At 72.7% G+C, this 16639-nt stretch carries 16 protein-coding genes and 1 pseudogene; 14 read left to right on the forward strand and 3 right to left on the reverse strand.

Annotation, left to right across the window (positions count from 1 at the left end):
- A pseudogene (locus ACYVGT_RS12480) lies at window positions 1–493 on the forward strand (hypothetical protein); the annotation flags it as partial.
- A gap of 260 nt (window positions 494–753) precedes the next feature.
- The gene (locus tag ACYVGT_RS12485) at window positions 754–1515 is read left to right on the forward strand and encodes a PP2C family protein-serine/threonine phosphatase (protein WP_460857411.1); all 762 of its coding nucleotides are present in this window, start codon (window positions 754–756) and stop codon (window positions 1513–1515) included.
- Between the two features lie 171 nt (window positions 1516–1686).
- Here the strand turns inward: ACYVGT_RS12485 and ACYVGT_RS12490 are convergent, their stop codons facing one another.
- From ACYVGT_RS12490 to ACYVGT_RS12500, 3 genes are all read right to left on the reverse strand, one after another.
- Window positions 1687–2397 (reverse strand): copper resistance CopC family protein, encoded by a 711-nt coding sequence (locus ACYVGT_RS12490; protein ID WP_460857413.1) that lies wholly within the window; start codon window positions 2395–2397, stop codon window positions 1687–1689.
- 141 nt (window positions 2398–2538) lie between these two features.
- Window positions 2539–3108, reverse strand: coding sequence for a hypothetical protein (locus tag ACYVGT_RS12495; protein ID WP_460857415.1), 570 nt, complete (start codon window positions 3106–3108; stop codon window positions 2539–2541).
- Window positions 3109–3189: 81 nt separating this feature from the next.
- The gene (locus ACYVGT_RS12500) at window positions 3190–3453 is read right to left on the reverse strand and encodes a WhiB family transcriptional regulator (protein WP_460857417.1); all 264 of its coding nucleotides are present in this window, start codon (window positions 3451–3453) and stop codon (window positions 3190–3192) included.
- 834 nt (window positions 3454–4287) lie between these two features.
- On the opposite strand from ACYVGT_RS12500, the gene ectA reads away from it, so the two are divergent.
- The 12 genes from ectA to ACYVGT_RS12560 all read left to right on the forward strand — a co-directional run bounded on the left by ectA (window position 4288) and on the right by ACYVGT_RS12560 (window position 16539).
- A complete protein-coding gene (gene ectA / locus ACYVGT_RS12505) occupies window positions 4288–4812 on the forward strand; it encodes a diaminobutyrate acetyltransferase (RefSeq protein WP_460857649.1) in 525 nt (174 codons plus the stop codon).
- A 91-nt stretch (window positions 4813–4903) separates the two neighbouring features.
- Window positions 4904–6169 (forward strand): diaminobutyrate--2-oxoglutarate transaminase, encoded by a 1266-nt coding sequence (gene ectB, locus ACYVGT_RS12510; protein WP_460857419.1) that lies wholly within the window; start codon window positions 4904–4906, stop codon window positions 6167–6169.
- Between the two features lie 182 nt (window positions 6170–6351).
- Window positions 6352–6747, forward strand: coding sequence for an ectoine synthase (locus ACYVGT_RS12515; RefSeq protein ID WP_460857422.1), 396 nt, complete (start codon window positions 6352–6354; stop codon window positions 6745–6747).
- Between the two features lie 133 nt (window positions 6748–6880).
- Complete coding sequence (locus ACYVGT_RS12520; RefSeq protein WP_460857424.1) at window positions 6881–7786, forward strand: phytanoyl-CoA dioxygenase family protein; 906 nt, start codon at window positions 6881–6883, stop codon at window positions 7784–7786.
- A gap of 513 nt (window positions 7787–8299) precedes the next feature.
- Window positions 8300–9199, forward strand: a complete 900-nt coding sequence (ehuB, locus tag ACYVGT_RS12525; protein ID WP_460857427.1) for an ectoine/hydroxyectoine ABC transporter substrate-binding protein EhuB — start codon at window positions 8300–8302, stop codon at window positions 9197–9199.
- Window positions 9200–9212: 13 nt separating this feature from the next.
- The gene (gene ehuC, locus ACYVGT_RS12530; RefSeq protein ID WP_460857428.1) at window positions 9213–9962 is read left to right on the forward strand and encodes an ectoine/hydroxyectoine ABC transporter permease subunit EhuC; all 750 of its coding nucleotides are present in this window, start codon (window positions 9213–9215) and stop codon (window positions 9960–9962) included.
- Complete coding sequence (gene ehuD, locus ACYVGT_RS12535) at window positions 9959–10600, forward strand: ectoine/hydroxyectoine ABC transporter permease subunit EhuD (protein ID WP_460857431.1); 642 nt, start codon at window positions 9959–9961, stop codon at window positions 10598–10600. The genes ehuC and ehuD overlap by 4 nt, the downstream gene beginning before the upstream one ends.
- Window positions 10601–10619: 19 nt before the next feature.
- The gene (ehuA, locus tag ACYVGT_RS12540) at window positions 10620–11426 is read left to right on the forward strand and encodes an ectoine/hydroxyectoine ABC transporter ATP-binding protein EhuA (protein WP_460857434.1); all 807 of its coding nucleotides are present in this window, start codon (window positions 10620–10622) and stop codon (window positions 11424–11426) included.
- Window positions 11427–11501: 75 nt separating this feature from the next.
- Entirely contained in the window at window positions 11502–11960 is a 459-nt protein-coding gene (locus tag ACYVGT_RS12545; RefSeq protein ID WP_460857436.1) for a flavodoxin family protein, read from the forward strand.
- A gap of 266 nt (window positions 11961–12226) precedes the next feature.
- Window positions 12227–13162, forward strand: a complete 936-nt coding sequence (locus ACYVGT_RS12550) for a lysostaphin resistance A-like protein (RefSeq protein ID WP_460857438.1) — start codon at window positions 12227–12229, stop codon at window positions 13160–13162.
- 85 nt (window positions 13163–13247) lie between these two features.
- Entirely contained in the window at window positions 13248–14195 is a 948-nt protein-coding gene (locus ACYVGT_RS12555) for a CAAX protease family protein (RefSeq protein WP_460857440.1), read from the forward strand.
- 256 nt (window positions 14196–14451) lie between these two features.
- Window positions 14452–16539, forward strand: a complete 2088-nt coding sequence (locus tag ACYVGT_RS12560; RefSeq protein ID WP_460857442.1) for an RNA degradosome polyphosphate kinase — start codon at window positions 14452–14454, stop codon at window positions 16537–16539.
- Window positions 16540–16639 lie beyond the last annotated feature (100 nt).

The following is a 16639-nucleotide window of genomic DNA, read 5'->3' on the forward strand; positions in this document are numbered from 1 at the left end:
GGCCGCCGCTGCCGCGCTACCGCTCGATGCGCCGGACCCGGTGGGTGCCGCAGCGCGCCGCGCCGCCGGGCACGGCGTGGCCGCGCTGGCGCTGCACTGCGACCCGGCCAGCGGCGCCGCCTACCGCACGGCGGTCGCGCACACGGCGCTGGAGTTCGGCGGCGTCGACCTGCTCGCCGTCTGCGCGCCGCGGGGGCGCTCGGTCCGGCCCGCCGCAGTCCGCCGGCTCGTCGGCGCCGCAGCGGGCTTCCTCGACGCCGGCGCAGCCGTGCTGCTGGTGGGCACCGCTCCCGCCGCACGCGGCACCGCCGATCTGCTGGCCGAATGGGTCTTCCGGCAGGGGCTCGCGGTGGTCCGGTGCGGCCCGGAGCCGTCCGCCCTCGGCCGCGCCGCCGCGGCAGCCGCCGGCGGAGCCCCGGCGCCCGGCGCTGCGGGCGCCGTCCCCGCAGCGCGAGCGGCGGTGGCGGGAACGCGTCCGGCCCCCCGCGCGTAGAAGCGGGAGAGGGCTGTCGCCCGGCGGCGTCCGGCTCCCTCCGGCCCGGCGCCGCAAGAGATTCCGCTGATTTCGGCAACCCCGGGAACCGCTGCGGGATCTACTTTGGCCAGAGGGTGCGCTATCCCGATACGGTTGCTTGATCATCGCGCCTCCGCGCCCGCGCGGAGCGGGGCGCTGCGCGGGCGTTGTACGGTCGTGGACCGCCGACGGGGCGGCCAACCGGGCCGTCCGCGCCGAGGAGAGTGGAGGTAGGGCGCATGGGTGTCGCTGGTGGGGAACTCGTGGTCACGGCGCTCACGCATCGTGGCGCCGTCCGCCCGGCCAACGAGGACGCCGTCGTCATGGGCGCCCTCACCGTCGCCAGCGCGAACATGAGCGTCCCGGTCCGCTGCGTCATGTCCCTCACCGAGCCGGTGATCGTGGCGGTCGCCGACGGACTCGGTGGGCACGCGGCGGGGGAGATCGCCTCCGAGCACGCGGTGCACCGGATGGCCGAGACCAGTCCGCGCCTCGCCGGTCCGGACGACGTCGATGTCCTGCTGAAGAACATCGACGAGGAGATCAAGGACCACGCGACGCAGCACGCCGAGTTCTCCGGCATGGGCACGACCGTGGCCGGGATGCTGCTCAACGCCGACGGCAACTTCTGGTTCAACGTCGGCGATTCGCGCACCTACCGGTTGGAGGGGAACCGGCTCCGCCAGCTCTCCCAGGACGACTCGCCGCCGCTGCCGCCTTCCGAGGACGGCAAGCCGGTCACCACGAACTTCATCACGCAGTCGCTCGGCGGCAGCGGCGCGACGGCGATGGCGCCGCACGTGGGCCGCGACCCCGAGGCCGACCCGAGTGCCTGGCTGATGTGCAGCGACGGCCTGAGCGACCTGGTCGCTCAGGAGGACATGGAGCGCATCATCGCCGAGGCGCCGGATGACGAAGGCGCCGTGTTCGCCCTCTGGCGCGCCGCCATGGACGCCTCCGGCAGGGACAACATCAGCATCCTGCTGGCCCGCCGCAGCTGACGGCTCCGGCACCCGCCCGCCGCCCCCGCAGCGCCCGGCCCGTGCCGGGCGCTGCCGCGTTTCCGGGCTGTCCTCGGCCGCATCGCCCCGAGGAGCGCCCGGCGCCCCCCCGCACGGACGGCCGTGCGGGGGGCGCCGGCGGTCTGCCTCCGGTGCACTGCACCGGGGGAATCAGCCCTCGGAGCCGGAACGGGGGCCGCTGTCCCCGTCGCCTCCCCTGTTCTGGCGGGAGCGGCTCCACAGGGTGATCGCGACCACGGCGATCACGGCCACGCCGGCGATGCCGGCGATCACGCCGCCGACCGGGCCGAACAGCGACACCGGGTCCGACGACGGCGGCTGCTCGCCGGCCGCGTCGCTCCCGGCCCCGTCGCTGCCGCTGCCGGAGCCCTCCTCGGCGGCCGGGCTCGCCTCCGAGCCGGCCTCCTCGGCGCCGGCGACGGCGGCGTCGGTCAGCGTGAAGGCGAAGTCGTCCTCGACCACGTGGCCGTCGGAGGACACCATCCGGTAGGCGACCGTGTATTCGCCCGCCTCGGTGAGCGGGCCGACCGGCACGGTCGCGTCCGGGCCGTCGACCTCCGGGCTGCCCTCGGCGTGGTCGGTTCCGTCCGGGCCGTTGACGACGACCGCGTTGCCGCCGTCGCCGATGTCGGCGCTGAAGGTCAGCAGGATCTCCGACGGCGCCGTGTCGAGCTCGGCGCCGCCCTCGGGGTCGGACGAGATGAGCTGGTCGTGGGCGAGCGCCGCCGGGGCGGCGGCGGTGCCCAGCAGTGCGGCGGCAGCCGCGGAGGCCAGCAGCGCCGCGCCGCGGCGCAGCCGCCGGCCGGAAGCTGCGCCGGCGCAGCCGCGGTCAGCCGTCCGGCGGGTGGGAGGAGCAGTCATGTGGGTGAGCCCTTTCGGCCGGTTCTCCTGCGGGGCGGGCATCGGCCCGGCCCGCCTGTCCTCGCGGGCCCTCGCCGTCCGCCAGCGCCGGTGCAGCCCGTGCTGGGCAGCGCAGCGGCAGGTGGACCAGGGGAGGGCCGGTCAGCGGACCGGGGGCCCGCGCGGCCGGTCCGGCCGGTGTCCGGACCGGTGCGGCGGCCGGGGCGGGGCGGCCGGGGCGCGGCGGGCCGGAACCGCGGCTGCCGGCAGTGCCGCAGGGCGCAGCAGCCGGGGGAGCGTGGCAGTGAGCAGCCAGACCAGGATCGCCAGCGCGTCCTCGCCGCGCGCGATGAGCGCCGCTGCCACCAGGGCGGCCCACAGGTGCGCACAGAGCATGGCCGGGTCGTAGGAGAGCGCGGCCAAATGGTCGGCGGGGGTGGTGTGCGCTGCGTGCGCCGGTGCGGGGAGGCCGGCGGTGGCGGCGGTCCCGCCCGCGGTGAAGAGCAGGTGCAGCGGGATCTGCGCTGCGGTGAGCGCCCCCAGGATGCCGGTGAAGCCCCGCCGCGCCCGGGTGAAGGCCAGCATCGCCGGCCACAGCGCCGCCGCTGCCGCGGCCAGTGCCCAGGGGTGCACCGCGTCCGCCCCCGCGAAGGCATGGCCGGACCAGGCGACGGCGGCGCACGCCGCCGCGAGGACGGCGGCGCGCACGGCCCGGAGCGGGCCCCTGGACATGGTGTGCACGGTTCTCGAAACTACCGATTCCGCGGAGGGGCGGGAAGGCGGCAGCGCCTGCGCGCCGCCGCCGGCGGCGGGTCAGCCGGCGGGGACGAGGTTCCGGCGGAGGTAGCGGCGCTCCTCGGGCGTGGTGCCGCCCCAGACGCCGTCGGCCTCGCCGGCGCGCAGGGCCCACTGCAGGCACTCCTGCGCAACCGGGCAGCTGCGGCAGACGGCCTTGGCCAGGTCGGTGGATTCGCTGGCCGGGCCCGCGCTGCTGACCGGGAAGAAGAGCTCGGGGTCGTAGGAGCGGCACGCACCGCTGCGGACCCAGTCCTCGCTGTCGTGGTAAAGGCGGTTCACCGGAAGCCTCCGTTCCCTTGTGCCTGCCCCGCCGGGCACGGCGGGGCGCCGGCGGAGGGGCCGCCGGCCGGGACCTCGGGTGAAGGGCGACGACGCCGGGGGTGCGCTTCACCGAGAATCGACCCACCGTAGTACTACAGCGAGTCGTACTACAGGGAGTCTGCTAAAAAACCCCGGTGGAGGCAACCCCGGGCGGGAGTGATCGCGGGCGCACCCCGGTCAGGCTGCGCGGCGGAGCCCGCGGCGGTGCCGGGGGGCCGCGGGCTCCCGCTCGGCCTGCGCAATCGCCCGTGAACGGCCGGGTGTCCGGCCTGTTGCCCGCCGTCCCCGGGTGCCGCCGGACGGGGCCTGGTGCGGGCTTGGGGGTATGTCGCGAGGATTCAACCGGATTGCTGTGATGTAAGCCACTCGTAAAAAGTGCGGCCGGTAGCGTATGTTTGCCCCGTGCGCGCTTGATCGGCGGCTCTGCGCCCCGCCGTGCACCCCGCGAACCGCGCGTCCGCCGCAGGGCGCAAACCGCTGTCTGGCCTGGAGTGCCGTCCGCCTCCGGGGGGCCGTCCGGGCCCCCGCCCAGCTGCGACGCAAAGTGACGGCGAGCGCTAAAAGGGCAAGTCCTACCCGGCGAAACTCCGTCGAAACACTTCGGCCGAATCCCGGAAAAACGCTGCTCAGCCAGGTTCGCTAAGTTCCATCGACGTGCCCCATCACAGCAGCGAGCCCACGACCGACGCACCGAAACCGACCGCCTCCCAGCCGGGAGTGACCCCGGGTGCATCCTCCGCGGATGCAGCGACCGGGTCGCGGAGCGGCGGCAGCGGCAGCGCCGGCGACGGCATCACCCTGGCCCGGCCGGCTCTGGAGCACGGCCCGGACCTGTGGCGGCTCGCCCGCGACTGCGGACTCGACCTCAACTCGGCCTACGCGTACACCCTGTGGTGCCGCGACTTCGCCGAGACCAGCGTCATCGCGCACGACGCCGGCGGCGCGCCGTGCGGGTACGTGATCGGCTACCGCCGGCCGGACGCACCCGGCACCTACTTCCTGTGGCAGGTCGGCGTCGCCGGCCGGATGCGCGGCCGCCGCCTCGCCCGCCGCATGCTCGACCACCTCGCCGAGCGCTTCCCCGCCCAGGGTGTCACCCGCCTCGAAGCCACGGTCACCCCGGACAACGCCGCCTCGCGGGCCCTGTTCGGCTCGTTCGCCGCGGCGCACGGCGCCGAAGCGCAGTGGAGCCCCCTCTTCGCCATGGAGCACTTCCCGAGCGAAGGCGAGGGGCACGAACCCGAAGACCTCGTCCGGATCGGCCCGCTGGCCGGACCGCACAGCCCGGCGCCCGGCTCCGACAGCCCCGCGCCCTGACCGGCACCCGACCACGACGAGACCCGACCTGCGACCCGTGCTCCCGAACAGGCCGTCACCCACACTGGGGAAAGGACCCAAGGAACCCACGATGGAGATCTTCGACCGCCTCGAATCCGAAGTCCGCAGCTACTGCCGGAGCTGGCCGGTCGTCTTCAACGAGGCGCGCGGCAGCTACCTCTACGACGAATCGGGCCGCCCCTACCTCGACTTCTTCGCCGGCGCCGGCTCGCTCAACTACGGGCACAACAACCCGGAGCTGAAAGCCAAACTCATCGACTACCTGCTGGCCGACGGCGTCGTGCACAGCCTCGACACCTACAGCACGGCCAAACGCGACTTCCTGGAGACCTTCGGGTCGCACATCCTGGGGCCGCGCGGGCTCGACTACAAAGTGCAGTTCCCCGGCCCGGCCGGCAACAACGCGGTCGAAGCGGCGCTCAAGCTGGCCCGCAAGTACACCGGCCGCGAGACCATCGTCAGCTTCACCAACGGCTTCCACGGGATGACGCTGGGCGCACTGGCGGTCACCGGCAACTCGATGAAGCGCGGCGGCGCCGGCGTGCCGCTCGGGCACACCGCGACGATGCCCTACGACAACTACATGGACGGCCAGACGCCCGACTTCCTCTGGCTGCGCAGCCTGCTCGAGGACAGCGGCAGCGGCCTGGACAAGCCGGCCGCGGTCATCGTCGAGACCGTCCAGGGCGAGGGCGGCATCAACGCCGCCAGCGCGGAGTGGCTGCGCGGGCTGGAGACGCTCTGCCGCGAGTACGGCATCCTGCTCATCGCCGACGACATCCAGATGGGCTGCGGCCGCACCGGCGGCTTCTTCAGCTTCGAAGAGGCCGGCATCACCCCGGACATCGTCACCCTGTCCAAGTCGATCAGCGGCTACGGCCTGCCGCTCGCCCTCACCCTGTTCAAGCGCGAGCTGGACGTGTGGGGCCCGGGCGAGCACAACGGCACCTTCCGCGGACCCAACCCGGCGTTCGTCACCGGTGCGGCCGCCATGCGCACCTTCTGGAGCGACGGCGAGCTGGAGAAGTCCACGCTGGAGAAGGGCCGCATCATCGAGGCCCGGCTCTCCGCGATCGCCGAGGAGCACGCCGGCGCCGGCGCGCACGTCCGCGGCCGGGGAATGGCGCGCGGCCTGGCCTTCGAGCAGGAGGGCGCGGCGCAGGCGGTGGCGCGCGAGGCGTTCGAGCGCGGCCTGCTCCTGGAGACCTCCGGTCCCGAGGACGAGGTCGCCAAGCTCCTGCCGCCGCTCACCACGCCCACCGAGGACCTGGAGCGCGGCCTGGAGATCATCGGCGAGTCGGCGCGGGCCGCGGTGAAAACGCTGCAGCTCGCCTGACCGGCGAAGAAACCGTGCGCGGGAGAAACCGAACCCCTGCGCGGGAACCGCTTTCGGGGACGGCCCGCCCCTGATAAGACCGGGTTGCATCATCCGGAACGGCCTGCGGCCCGCGCACTGCGGGGGCCGCAGGGCCGGATCCGCGGGCCATTGCAGCAGAGAATGACGAGGGAGCGGCAACTGTGATCGTGCGCAGCCTGAAGGACGTCGACGACACCGACGCGGACATCAAGACCGAGACGTGGCGGAGCCGTCGGGTCGTCCTCGCCAAGGACGGCGTGGGCTTCTCGTTCCACGAGACCGTGCTGTACGCGGGCACGGAGACCACCATGTGGTACGCCAACCACATTGAGCTGGTGCACTGCATCGAGGGCGAGGCCGAGGTCACCAACGAGGAGACCGGCGAGGTCCACACCATCGTCCCCGGCAGCCTGTACCTGCTCAACGGGCACGAGAAGCACACGGTCCGCCCGAAGACGGACTTCCGGGTGCTGTGCGTGTTCAACCCGCCGGTCACCGGGCGCGAGGTCCACGACGAGGACGGCGTGTACCCGCTGCTCACCGAAGCCGGAGCCTGACCCGGTAGCCGGGCGGGGCCGCTGCGCCCCGCCCGGCCCGGGCGGACCCGTCCGCTCCCGCGGCACCACCACGACATCCAGCGAGCAGAAGAACGCGAACACGAAGGAGAGAACCCCGCACCGGGGGGACGCCATGACTGCGTTGACGGAAGCTCAGCAGCCGACCATGGACGAGTACCCGACCCGCAAGGACCGAGCACCCGCCCTGCTCTACCGGACCCACCCGACCGTGTGGGGCCCCGCCGACGACGGCCCCTGCACCTCAGAAGAGGTCGACTCCTACGCCGCCGGCGGCTACCTCCGCCTCGCGGAACTGCTGAGCCCGGACGAGGCCCGCCGCTACGCCGACGAGTTCCGCCGCCTCCGCGGTGAGGAGCGCCTCGCCGAGCAGGGCCTGACCGCGATCGACGACGACGGCGACGTCCGCTCCGTCTACGACGTGCACCGCATCAGCGACGCCTTCGCCGAACTCGTCCGCGACCCCCGCATCGTCGGCCGCGCCCGGCAGATGCTGGGCTCCGACGTCTCCGTGCACCAGACCCGCGCCACCTTCGTGCCGGCCTTCGGCGGCGGCGAGGTGCCGTGGCACTCCTGCTTCGAGACCTGGCACGCCGAAGACGGCATGCCGGCCCCGCGCGCCGTCGCGTTCTCCATCGCGCTGACCGACGAGACCGTGCACAACGGCGCCCTCATGGTCATGCCGGGCTCGCACAAGACCTACGTCTCCTGCGTCGGCGAAACCCCCGAGGACCACTACCTGGACCCGGAGAAGCGCCAGGAGGCCGGCCTGCCGGACCGCTCCAGCCTGTCGATCCTCGCCGCCAAGTACGGCATCGAGGCGATGACCGGGCCGGCCGGCGGCGCCACCCTGTTCGACGCCAACAGCATGCACGGCGCGGGCGGCAACATGGCCCCCACGCCGCGTTCGAGCCTGCTGGTCGTGTTCAACAGCGTGGAGAACGGGTGCGCCTCGCCGTTCTCCGCGGACGAGCCCCGCCCGGAGTTCCTCGGCGCGCGCGACCCCGAGCCGGTGCGCTGACGCGCTGACCCCGCAGACCCCGGACTCCGGCCCGCAGCATTCATGCGGGCCGGAGTCCGGTTCGTGCCCGCACGCCGGCCGCTGCCGCTGCGGACCCCGCCCCGGGCCCGCCGGCCCGCTCTCCCGCCCCCGCGCGCTGTGCGCCCGGCCGCAGGAGAGGTGGCGCCCCGCACCACCCCCCGTGACCGGGGAGTACCCCTCGGGTGATGTGTGCCGCGACGCGATCGTTACGGGGCCGCACGTGGCCACCGAATGGTGAAACAAACGGATAACGCCGCGTTCCCCCGCCGTTAGGTCCCCAGGAATCGTGGGGACTGAGCGGTCAGATAAGCCCCCGGTCCGCCGGGGGCGCTGCGCTCAGGAATGCGGCGGTCCGCCGGCCCGTGGATCAGGGCGGCGGGCGGGCACCCCCTCCGCCAGGTGCTTCCCGCGCGGACCGGTCCCGTTTCCGGGGCCCGGTCCGCGCGGGAAGCGCCGCCCCATTCCCCGATGCCCCCCGATGAGGAGAACCCGATGAGCACCACGAAGCCGATGGGCCGCCGGCTGGCCCGCATGGGAGCGATCGGCACCGCCGCCGTTCTCGGCGCCACGTCGCTGGTCGCCTGCTCCAAGGCGGACGACGGCGCGAAGACGCTGGCCGACCTCCAGGAGCAGGGCTACATCAACGCGGCGATCAACAACGAGCCGCCGTTCGGCTTCATCGACGAGGACGGCGAGACGACCGGCGCGGCGCCGGAGCTGCTCCGCGAGATGGCCGCCGAGCTCGGCGTCGACGAGGTCCGTGCGGAGTCGGTCGCCTGGGACGCCCTGATCCCGGGCCTCAACTCCGGCAAGTTCGACGTGGTCGCCTCCGGCATGTACATCACCCCCGAGCGCTGCGAGGAGGTGTCGTTCATGGAGCCCGACTACGCTGTTCAGCAGGCGATGATGGTGGAGAAGGGCCAGGAGGAGGAGCTGCCCGACTTCGCCGCGGTCGCCGAGGACGGCGAGGCCAAGGTCGCCGTGCTGAACGCCTCGGTCGAGCAGGGCTACGCGCGCGCCGCCGGCGTCTCCGAAGACCAGATGGAGCTCGCGGGCAGCGCCACCGAGCTCATCGACCTGCTGGAGAACGGCCGCGTCGACGCGGTCGGCCTGAGCACCTTCTCCCTCAACTACCAGCTCGAGCAGCGCGGGATGGAGGAGGACTACGCCGTCACCGAGGGCTTCATCCCGAAGAACGAGGAGGGCGAGGACGAGAAGCCTGCGGGCGGGTTCGCCTTCTCCAAGGAGAGCACCGAGCTGCGCGACGAGTTCAACACCGTGCTCGCGCAGTTCAAGGAGGACGGCACCCTGCGGGAGACCGTCGAGCCGTTCGGCTTCGACGAGACCTCCGACCCGGAGGGCCTGACCACCGAAGAGCTCTGCGCCGGCTGACCGGAAGGGCCTCGTGGACTTCATTACTGACCGGGTCGACTTCTTCGTCAGTCGGCTTCCCCAATATCTCGAAGGCGCGCAGACCACCGTCGTCCTGACGGTCGGCGGTGCAGCGCTCGCCTTCGTCCTCGCGATGGCCATCGGCATCCTCGGCACGCTGGCCAACCCGTTCGCGCGGGCCGTCGCCACCGTCTACACCGAGGTCTTCCGCGGCATCGCGGCGCTGGTCATCCTCTTCTGGATGGCCTACGGCCTGCCGCAGCTGACCGGCTACGAACTGGAGATGACCGCCGCGGCGATCATCGCGCTCGGGCTCAACCTGGGCGCCTACGGCGCCGAGGTGGTCCGCGCCTCCATCAACGCGGTCCCCAAGGCCCAGGTCGAGGCGACGATCGCGCTGAACATGACGTGGTTCCGCCGGATGCGGCTGGTCGTCCTGCCGCAGGCGTGGGCGCAGATGCTGCCCACCTTCGGCAACCAGGTCATCGAGCTCATGAAGGCGTCCGCCATCGTCTCCATCCTGGGCGTCACCGACCTCACCAAGGTGGCCCAGGACCTCCGCGCCTCGGCGGCCGCGGACACCATCACGGTGTTCCTCGTCGCGATGCTCCTCTACTTCGTCATCGCGCAGGTGCTCATCCTGTTCATGCGGGTCCTGGAGCGGCGCGCCAACCGCAAGCTCGGCCGGATCACCGGCCCCGGAGGGCTGCTGGCGCTGCTCACGCCGCCCTCGATCGGAACGACGACGGGGGGTGCGCGATGACGTGGGATGCAGAATTCACCGCGATCCTCGTCCCGGCGCTGCTCAAGGGCCTCTGGGTGACGGTGCAGGCGACCGTCGTCGGCTACGCGCTCGCCCTGGTCCTGGGCCTGGCCATCGCGATTCTGCGCAGGGTCCGCTTCATCGGCGGCGTGCTGTTCGTGGTCATGGAGTTCATCCGGACCACGCCGCTGCTGGTGCAGCTCGTCTTCATCTTCTCGCTGAGTGCGCTGTCGAACGTTCCTGCGCTGATCATCGGCATGATCGTGCTGGGTATCCACTACTCGGCCTACACCGCCGAGGTGTACCGGTCCGGTATCGAGGGCGTGGCCAAGGGCCAGTGGGAGGCGTGTACGGCGCTGAGCCTGCCCGCCTCGCGGACCTGGGGGGCGGTCATCCTGCCCCAGGCCGTCCGCAAGGTCATCCCGGCGCTGGGGAACTACCTCATCGCCATGTTCAAGGACACCCCGCTCCTCTTCGCGATCAGCGTCCCGGAGATGCTCTCGGTGGCCAACGGGCTGGGCGGCCAGTACTTCCGCTCGCTGGAGGCGTTCACCCTGGTGGGTGTCGCGTTCCTGCTGGTGAGCGTGCCGTCCGCCGTGGTGATCCGCCGTCTGGAGCGTCGATATGCAGCAGTCTGACAAGGAAGGAGCCCCCGACATGGCAGGGGCCGACGCGTCGCAGGGCGCCGGGGGCGCGCCCCTCATCCAGTTCGACAACGTCGTCAAGCAGTTCGGCGACAACGTCGTGCTGGACGGGCTCAACATGGACATCAAGGCCGGCGAGCGGGTCACGCTCATCGGCCCCAGCGGTTCGGGCAAGACCACCATCCTGCGCCTGCTGATGACTCTGGAGCGGATCAACAGCGGGCTGATCACCGTCGGCGGGGAGCCGTTCAGCCACATGGACAAGGGCGGCAAGCTGGTCCCGGCCAGCGAGTCCTACCTGCGGTCCCGCCGCAAGTCCATCGGCATGGTGTTCCAGCAGTTCAACCTGTTCCCGAACATGAGCGTGCGCAAGAACATCACCGAAGGCCCGGTGCACACGCTCGGCAAGTCGAAGGACGAGGCGGACGAGCGTGCCGTGGAGCTGCTGGACATGGTGGGGCTGGCCGACAAGGTCGACGCGCACCCCACGCAGCTCTCCGGCGGCCAGCAGCAGCGCGTGGCGATCGCCCGCGCGCTGGCCATGCAGCCGGAGATCCTGCTGCTGGACGAGGTCACCTCGGCCCTCGACCCGGAGTTGGTGGCCGGCGTCCTGGACGTGCTCCGCGACATCGCCCGCAGCACCGACATCACGATGCTCTGCGTGACCCACGAGATGGGCTTCGCCCGCGACGTGTCGCACCGCGTGTTTATGTTCGACCAGGGCCGCATCGCCGAGCAGGGACCGCCGGACCAGATCTTCGGCGACCCGCAGGAGGACCGCACGAAGACCTTCCTCAAGGCCGTCCTCGAGAGCGAGTAGGACCCGGCGCGCCCCGCCCCGGCCGCACGCGGATCGGAGCGGGGCGCCGCTGTGCCGGTGTGGCAGGGTGGCGGCATGGCCCGACTGCTGATCGTCCACCACACGCCCTCGCCCGCCATGCAGGAGCTGTTCGAGGCGGTCCGCGCGGGGACCGCGACCGACGGTGTCGAGGGCGTCGCGGTCGAGGTGCGGGCGGCACTGAACGCCTCGCCGGCCGACGTACTGGCCGCCGACGCCGTCATCCTCGGTACCCCGGCGAACATCGGCTACATGTCGGGGGCGCTCAAGGTGTTCTTCGACAACGTCTACTACCCCTGCCTCAACGACACCGCGGGCCTGCCCTACACCCTCTACGTCCACGGCAACGACGACACGGCCGGCGCGTCCACCGCCGTCGCCCGCATCGCCAAGGGCATGTCCTGGACGCCGATCCGGCCCCCGGTCGAATCCGTCGGCCCCGTCACCAAGGACACCCGCGACGCCTGCTGGGAACTGGGCGCCGTGGCGGCGCTCGCGGCGGCCGGCGAGCTGTAGCCGCCGAGCCGGAGGTACGGAGGTACCGAGGCGCGGAGGCACAGGGCGCGGAGGCGCGAGGGCGCGCGGACCCGGGACGGGCCTCGGGCGCCTGAGCCGCCTCCCGCGGCCGGCAGAGCCCTCCGCCGGCGGTCCGCCCCTCGCCCGGCCGCCGGCGTCCTTTACTGCGGGTCGATCTTCACCTTGCGACATACCGGGGTCGATCGCGGGCAAACGGGGCGCGGGCGGTCACACTGGGTGGTGATTGGGGGGGGCGAGGGGTGACGGTGACGTACAGGTGGGTCCTGTGGGCCGGGGCGCTCGCTTTGGCTGGGGCGGCGGTGGCCGCGGTGGGCGGCGCCCTGGTGTTCCGGCCGGAAGCGGTGGCCGACACCCGGTGGTACGGCGTCGGCGCCCTGTGGGGGGTCTGGCTCCCCGCGGCGGTCGGCGGGCTGCTCACGTTCCTGCTCGGCAGCCGCGTCGGCTCCGCCGAACTCGACCGGAACGTGGCCGAGGCACTGCGCGGCCACCCGCTCGTCCGCGAGCTCTGCGTCCTGCTCTTCCTCTGCGTGGTCGGCTACCTCCTCGGTGCTGTCGTCATCCACCAGGTCATCAGCGTGGTTACCAGCGCGACGACGGCCGCGATCGCGCTGCCCGCCTCCGCGCTGCTCTTCCTGCTCGTCATCCCGGTGCTGCTGGTCGACCGCGGCGGGCTCACCATCAGCGGCCAGTCCACCCGCATGCCGCTCGTCGCGCTTGCGGTGCGCGAGCCGTGGCGCTGGTGGGGGCTGGCGGCCGTGGCGGCCTCCGCCGCCATCACCGCCGTCGACCTCCCCGACGTGCGGCCGCCCCCCGCGCTGCTGATCGCGGCGGTCGCGGTGCTGCTGCTCGGCTCCGCTGCGATCGAGGAGGTCTTCTTCCGCGGCATGGTGCAGACCCGGATCGAGCTGCTGCTCGGCCCGGCGCCCGCAGTCGTCTGCACTGCACTGCTGTACTCCTTCGCGCATGCGCTCGTCGGCCCGATCGACGCCTCCTCCGGCATCGGCGCCGACGGCTTCCTGCACGGCACCGCGACCGCGGTTCTCACCTACGGAGTCCAGGGCCTCCTGCTCGGCTACATCTGGATCCGCTACCGCAACACCTGGGTCAACACGCTGCTGCACGCGGTGATGATCGGAGGGGGCCTGGTGCCGGTGCTGTCCACCGGATCCCTGCCGGTCTGACCGGCAGGGGCCACCCGCGGGCCGCCGGTTCGCGCCGGACGCCCATCGGCGGCGCACCGCGCCGCCCCGACCGACGGAGGGTGACATGCCGTCGACTCCGGTCCCCGCGCCCGGGGACACCGCCTATCCGAGAGCCGGCCGCGCCGTCTTCGCGGCGGCGGCGCTGCTGATCTGTGCTGCCGTCGCCGTGCACTACTCCGGCCGCGAAGCTCCGGGTCTGGCCGTGCTGTGGGCCTGTACCGGCGCCGGCTTCCTGCTGGTGCGCTGCTGCCCGCCGCGTACGCCGGAGGCCGACATGCGGCGCCGCCTCATGCGGGCGCTCGCCGGCCACACGCTGACCGCGGAAGTCGTCGCCCTGGCGGTGTGCCTTGCCGCCTTCGCCGGTTCCGACGTGCTGTTCGACCGCCTCCTCGACCTGGTCGGGGCGGCCACGGTCGGGGGCGCCCCGATCGCCTACTACGCCGCCAAGATCATCTTCCTGCTGCTCCTTCCCGCGCTGCTGGTCGGCCGCACCGGCATCATGCGCGACTGGCACGGCCCCGACGTCGCGGGCTTCGGCCTGCGCGTCAGCGAGCGCTGGCGGTGGGGCGGGCTGCCGGTCGCCTTCCTGGTCCCGGTCCTGTTCGCGGTGCCGTGGACGCCGACGATCGCGATGCCCGGCGGCCTGCCCGCCGACCAGACGGTGTTCCTGGTGCTCGCCGCTGCGTTCCTGTTCGGCGTCTTCATTGAGGTGTACTTCTTCGCGGTGCTGCTGCAGACGCGGCTGGAGGTGCTTTTCGGGCGCTGGCCCGCCGTCCTGGCGATGGGCACCATCTATCCGCTGTTCTCCCTGGTCGGGATCGCCTTTGCGCCGGAGGAGGCGATCGGCCGGGGGGCGGAGGCGCTGGCCGCCCTCGGGGCGGGGGCGCTCCTGGGCGCCTACGTCTGGTCGCGCTACCGCAACCTCTGGGTGACCCTGCTCCAGCAGGGGATCACCGTCACCGTCGCCTCGCTGCCCGTGGTGTCGGAGAACCTGACCTCGCTGTCCGGCTGACCCCTGTCGGCCCCCGACGGCCCCGGCCGGGCCCCGCGCCGCGGTGGTGCGTGGCAGCCCGAAGAGCCCGGGAATCCGGTGTGCCGCCGTTCATTCAGAGTTATGGCTTTAGTTCTCCGTGTCGCTTTTGTGGCGTTGTTTCGGTGGGCAACAATGGAAGGCCGGCGGAGGGTGATCCATCGGTCGCCCTGCGTGTCCGATGTCGATGGCGCGCTGCGGGCAGTGCTGCGCCGGCGGGGCGGGGAAGGGCGCGACAATGGCCGAAGGTCCCCAGCAGCGGGCGGAGCAGCTCCCCGAGGGCCGCTTCCTCGACCGCGAAGAGGGCTGGCTGCGGTTCAACGAGCGCGTGCTCGAGCTCGCCGAAGACCGCTCCGTGCCGCTCCTCGAACGCGTCCGCTACCTGTCGATCTTCGCCTCCAACCTGGACGAGTTCTTCATGGTCCGGGTGGCCGGCCTGAAGCGGCGCCTGGCCACCGGCATCGCGGTCGCCACCGCCAGCGGCCACCAGCCCCGCGAGCTGCTGGAGCGCATCTCCGAGGTGAGCCACGAGCTCATGCTGCGGCACGCCGGGGCCTTCCACGGCAGCATCGCACCCGCTCTGGGCGAGGCCGGCATCCGCATCGTCCGCTGGGACGACCTCGGCCCCGAGGACCGCGAGCGCATGCAGCTCTTCTTCCGCGGCAGCGCCTACCCGGTGCTGACCCCGTTCGCGGTCGACCCGGCCCACCCCTTCCCCTACATCTCCGGCCGCTCGCTCAACCTCGCCGTCACCGTCCGGGACCCGCGCAACGGCCGCACCGCCTTCGCCCGCATCAAGGTGCCCTCCGCGCTGCCCCGCTTCGTGCGCCTCGGCGACGGCAGCCTCGGCGACGCCGAAGCGGCGTTCGTTCCGGTCGAGGACGTCATCGCCGCCCACCTCCCGCAGCTGTTCTCCGGCATGGACGTGCTGGAGCACCACGCGTTCCGCGTCACCCGCAACGCCGACCTGGAAGTCGACGAGGACGAGACCGACGACCTCGTGCAGTTGCTGGAGAAGGAGCTGCTGCGCCGCCGGTTCGGGCCGCTGGTGCGCCTGGAGGTCGAGGACAGCATCACCCCCGAAGTGCTGGACATCCTCCGCCGCGAGCTGGGCGCCGAGCCGGAGGAGGTCTACCGGCTGCCCGGTCCGCTCAACCTCGCCGGCCTGGCGCGCATCGCCGACCTCGACCGGTCCGAGCTGTGCTTCTCCCCGATGGTGCCGGTGGAGCCGTCCGGCCTGGAGCGCGGCGACCTGCTCCGCTCGGTGGCCGATCGCGACATCCTCGTGCACCACCCCTACGAAGCGTTCACCGCCACCACCGAGCGGTTCCTCGCGCGCGCCGCCGCCGACCCCCGGGTACTCGCCATCAAGCTGACCCTCTACCGCACCAGCGGCGACTCGCCGGTCGTCGAGGCGCTGATGGAGGCGGCCCGGGCCGGCAAGGAGGTCGTCGTCCTCGTCGAGATCAAGGCGCGCTTCGACGAGCAGAACAACATCGCCTGGGCGCGCAAGCTGGAGGAGGCCGGCGCGCACGTCGTCTACGGCATCGTCGGCCTCAAGACGCACTGCAAGATCGCCCTCGTGGTGCGCCGCGAAGAGGACGGCGGGCTGCGCCGCTACTGCCACGTCGGGACCGGCAACTACAACCCCTCCACCGCCCGCGTCTACGAGGACTTCGGCCTCTTCAGCGCCGACCTCGACGTCGGCGAGGACCTGTCCGACCTGTTCAACCGGCTCACCGGGTTCTCCCGCAAGGTCGACTACCGGCGCCTGCTCGTCGCGCCCGACGGACTGCGCCCCCGGCTCACCGAGCGGATCGGGGCCGAGGCGCGCGCGGCCGCCGAGGGCCGGCCCGCGCACATCCGGATCAAGGTGAACTCGCTGGTCGACGAGGAGATCATCGATGCCCTGTACCGGGCCTCCCAGGCCGGAGTGCCCGTCGACCTGTGGGTCCGCGGCAGCTGCGTGCTCCGCCCGGGCCTGCCGGGGCTCTCCGAGACGGTGCGCGTGCGCAGCATCCTCGGGCGGTTCCTGGAGCACTCCCGGGTGTTCGCCTTCGAGAACGGCGGCGAGCCCGACGTGTGGATCGGCAGCGCCGACCTCATGCCGCGCAACCTCGACCGCCGGGTCGAGGCGCTGGTCCGGATCACCGACGCCGCGCAGCGCCGCCGCCTCATCGACCTGCTGGACCGGGGCACCGGCGACGGCACCTCCTCCTGGCACCTGCGCTCCGACGGCTCCTGGACCCGGCACACGCGCGGCGAGGACGGGGAGCCGCTGGCCGACCTGCAGCGGGTGCTGCGCAAGGACCGCAGCCCCACCTGACCGGTCCCGGGCCCGGACCTGCACCCGCCAACAGGGACCGCCGCGGCGTGCGGCAGCGGCCGAGTACCGGGCAGGAACAGGGGAGGGCAGGAGCGCGGTA

The sequence above is a fragment of the Nocardiopsis coralliicola genome (assembly GCF_054779695.1).

Coding starts and splice junctions, on each gene's coding strand:
- ACYVGT_RS12485 (WP_460857411.1), top strand. CDS start 754: ATGGGTGTCGCTGGTGGGGAACTCGTGGTCACGGCGCTCACGCATCGT.
- ACYVGT_RS12490 (WP_460857413.1), bottom strand. CDS start 2,397: ATGACTGCTCCTCCCACCCGCCGGACGGCTGACCGCGGCTGCGCCGGC.
- ACYVGT_RS12495 (WP_460857415.1), bottom strand. CDS start 3,108: ATGTCCAGGGGCCCGCTCCGGGCCGTGCGCGCCGCCGTCCTCGCGGCG.
- ectB (WP_460857419.1), top strand. CDS start 4,904: ATGGAGATCTTCGACCGCCTCGAATCCGAAGTCCGCAGCTACTGCCGG.
- ACYVGT_RS12520 (WP_460857424.1), top strand. CDS start 6,881: ATGACTGCGTTGACGGAAGCTCAGCAGCCGACCATGGACGAGTACCCG.
- ehuB (WP_460857427.1), top strand. CDS start 8,300: ATGAGCACCACGAAGCCGATGGGCCGCCGGCTGGCCCGCATGGGAGCG.
- ehuD (WP_460857431.1), top strand. CDS start 9,959: ATGACGTGGGATGCAGAATTCACCGCGATCCTCGTCCCGGCGCTGCTC.
- ehuA (WP_460857434.1), top strand. CDS start 10,620: ATGGCAGGGGCCGACGCGTCGCAGGGCGCCGGGGGCGCGCCCCTCATC.
- ACYVGT_RS12545 (WP_460857436.1), top strand. CDS start 11,502: ATGGCCCGACTGCTGATCGTCCACCACACGCCCTCGCCCGCCATGCAG.
- ACYVGT_RS12555 (WP_460857440.1), top strand. CDS start 13,248: ATGCCGTCGACTCCGGTCCCCGCGCCCGGGGACACCGCCTATCCGAGA.
- ACYVGT_RS12560 (WP_460857442.1), top strand. CDS start 14,452: ATGGCCGAAGGTCCCCAGCAGCGGGCGGAGCAGCTCCCCGAGGGCCGC.